This window comes from Crocosphaera sp. Alani8, assembly GCF_038442745.1.
In the GTDB taxonomy this organism is placed as follows: domain Bacteria; phylum Cyanobacteriota; class Cyanobacteriia; order Cyanobacteriales; family Microcystaceae; genus Crocosphaera.
Window position 1 is genome coordinate 1 of the sequence record NZ_JARVCN010000355.1, and the last position, 3,164, is coordinate 3,164.

The 3,164-nt window shown below is 33.7% G+C and carries 3 protein-coding genes; 1 reads left to right on the top strand and 2 read right to left on the bottom strand.

Features of this window, described 5'->3' with window-relative positions; genetic code table 11:
• Window positions 1–26 precede the first annotated feature (26 nt).
• Both P9B04_RS18190 and P9B04_RS18195 read right to left on the bottom strand, forming a co-directional pair.
• A complete protein-coding gene (locus tag P9B04_RS18190; protein WP_342056393.1) occupies window positions 27–1,478 on the bottom strand; it encodes a sigma-70 family RNA polymerase sigma factor in 1,452 nt (483 codons plus the stop codon).
• A 98-nt stretch (window positions 1,479–1,576) separates the two neighbouring features.
• Window positions 1,577–2,650 carry a J domain-containing protein gene (locus tag P9B04_RS18195; protein WP_342056394.1) on the bottom strand — a complete coding sequence of 358 codons (1,074 nt, stop codon included), beginning with the start codon at window positions 2,648–2,650 and terminating at the stop codon, window positions 1,577–1,579.
• A gap of 45 nt (window positions 2,651–2,695) precedes the next feature.
• Between P9B04_RS18195 and P9B04_RS18200 the strand changes: the two genes are divergently transcribed.
• The gene (locus P9B04_RS18200) at window positions 2,696–3,130 is read left to right on the top strand and encodes a diguanylate cyclase (RefSeq protein WP_342056395.1); all 435 of its coding nucleotides are present in this window, start codon (window positions 2,696–2,698) and stop codon (window positions 3,128–3,130) included.
• Window positions 3,131–3,164: the final 34 nt, after the last annotated feature.

Below are 3,164 nucleotides of genomic sequence, written 5' to 3' on the forward strand. Positions count from 1 at the left end.
CTCTATAAAAAACCCCATCTTCATTCTCATAAATCATTCCTGATTGCTATATAGGATAATTGCTGTAACTGCTTTTTAATTTCTATTTGTTGAGATTTACATAGCTTTGTCTTGGGTTTAGATTTAGTTGATAATTTCTTCTTAACTTTTGATTGAGTATCTTTCTTCTTATTTTCAACCTTAGTTTTAGTTTTTGATAATTTCTCCTCAGAATTGCTGATAGTTTTTGATGAAACAGTTGTAGAAGAAGCTTCGATACTGCCTTTAATTTTAGGAGATACATCAGCCACTTTCACTGGAGATTTCTCGGCAAACATTGGTCGAGGAAAGTTCACTTGCTCCTTGATTTTAAGTGATTCAGGAAAAGGGTTTATGGAGTTAATTTCTTTTGTCGTTTTCTCCATTTTCTCTTCAGATTTTCTATCAACATCTTCAGAAGAAATCTTTACCTCATCTGGAGATTCAACTTCTTTCAAAGATTTATTTAAAATGTCTTTAAATTTTTGAGATTTTTTTGATTCAACCTCAACTGAAACCATATGGGATTTCTCATTAAGTGCAAGACAAATTACTTTGTTTAATTTCTCCAAAGCTTTCTTTTTAATTTGTCTCACTCTTTCACGACTTACATTCATGTTTTTGGCAATTTCACTTAAGGTTAAGGAAGAAGTCCCTAAATAATATTCTTTTAACACTCTTTGCTCTTTTGGCTTTAGAATACAGAGACTTTGTTCCACTAATTCTTTATTCCCTAGATTCTCCAGAAATTCTCCTAAATTCCCTTTTTTATCTGGGATAAAACTCAGCAATGTTGAATTTTCTTCTTCTCCAAGAATTTTTTGATCTAAAGAGAGAATGGGATTCTGTATTTCTCTTAATAACCTAACTTTTTGAGGGGTGACTTCCAATCTTTCTGACACTTCTTCGGTTGTCGCACTTCTTCCATATTTCTGTCTAATTTCTAACTGAACTTTTTTCAGCTTATGAATCTCTTCATTTATATGAGCCGGAAGTCTAATTGTTCTTCCTCTATCAAATATTGCTCTTACTAAGGCCTGTCTAATCCAATGATACGCATAAGTTGAAAATTTGTATCCTTTCTCCACTTCAAACTTTTCCACTGCTCTTATTAACCCCAGATTTCCCTCTTGAACTAAATCCAGTAATTCTAATCCTTTACCCTGATATTTTTTAGACATGGCTACTACTAATCTTAAATTAGCATTCACCATTTTATCTTTCGCTCTTTTCCCTCTTTTTAAAATTCCCTGGAGTTCTCTCACACTTATCCCTAATTTCTCTGCCCATTCTTCCTCAGTTACTAAGGGGCTTTCTTCTAGTAATGTCTCCCTAATCTCCCAACAAGTCCTCATCCTTTTTACTTGTTTTCCTAATTCAATTTCTTCATTAGCTTTTAGGAGCGGAATTTGACCAATTGTATTTAGATAGTCACGAATTTCATCTACTTTTTCTGTCATGATTTTTGAACTCAATTATTCTCATATCACTCTTTATATTTTACTAATAAAAATGAATTATTTGGCTCTTTTTAGTTTTTATTTAACTTCCTTATTATTTAGATTATTCTAATCCCTAATAATTCTTCTAACATCATTTCTAATATTTCTTCCTCTCTCCCTGCTCCCCCACCTCCAGGGCCTTTTAGAAATTCTGAGATGGTCATTTTCTTATCACGGAAATCTCTGACAAAATTCCTGATCCCTTCTATTGGTTTTATTTGAGCTTCTAACTCTCTTGTTAGTTCCCCCATAGCATCAACCCCTTGTTTTTGACAAGCTCGATATTCTTTTACCATTGTCCCCTCTGGACTTCTTCTTACCATCCTTAATTCTCTTTTTAAGTTTTCATATTGATTTCTTAGAAGTTCATTATCTTTTTCCCTCCTTAAACAAATCTTCTCAATTTCACTCTTTGATGTATTATTTACATCTATTTCTTGTTGAAGATGATGAGTTTTTTCTATTTCTAGTAGTCTGGCTATATCCCCCTCTTCATAAGCTCTATTTACTTCTTTCATTACTTCATTATGATATATTTGAGTTTCTGGATCACTTGCTTTATCTGGATGAAATAAAGATGCTAATTTTAAAAACGTTTTTCTCATTTCTCCTGATTTCTTAGATTTTCTCTGCCCTCCTTCCCCATCATTCTCTCCATCCTCTTCCTCTGTATATTTAGCATTTCTATTAGACTCCTTTTCCTCTGATTCAAACTCTTTTTCATCTGAGAATATATCCTCAAACTCCTCTGGCCATTCTTTCTCTTCTTCCTCTTCTGACTCCACATCTAATTGGGGACTTATTAATCCAATCATTTGAAGATTATGATAAACTCCCATAATATCCTTTCTACTTTTTTTCCCCAATTTTCTTGTTGTTAAAATTTCTGAGAATAATTCATGAATTTCTTGATCCAGTTCTTGCATTTGTTGATGGATTGGTGACAGTCTTTTAAAAACTTCCATCCCAATACTACGCATTTGATCTAAAAAATTTTTTAGTTCGGTGCGTTTTCTTTTTATTTGTTTGAGTAGCCATTCATGCTCCTCTTCTAGACCGCGACGACGTTCATGAAACGATGATAGTCCTAACAATTCGCTTGACTCTGTTGAGACTTGCTCCACACTCATAAATATCTTCAAATATCTTTGCTCGAATTCAGTATACCAACCAAGGTGCTTTTATTAATTACGTGGAAACGTTCTCAACGGCAAAATTCTCCCATGTCCTTGTTATTGTGTGACCTAGATTTTTTCAAATCTTACAATGACTATTATGGACACCGACAAGGGGATCTCTGTTTACGAAAAGTCGCTCTTATCCTTGAGAATATTCTCCAAAGACCTGGAGACATGGTTTTTCGTTACGGAGGCGAAGAATTTGCCCTTATTTTGCCTAATACCCCCAGTCAAGGTGCTGAATTTATGGCTCAACAAATTACTCAAAGAGTACAACTTGAAAAAATTACTCACTCAAGTTCTCCTATCAGTTCTTATCTTAGTGTCAGTTTAGGTATCGCTGTTACCGTTGATTCCAAAATTCCATCAAACCAAACTCTTTTTGAAATGGCAGATATGGCACTTTATCGCGCTAACCTGCATTATTCATGAAGAAAAAACAAAACAAAAAAATAAGCAATTAGCA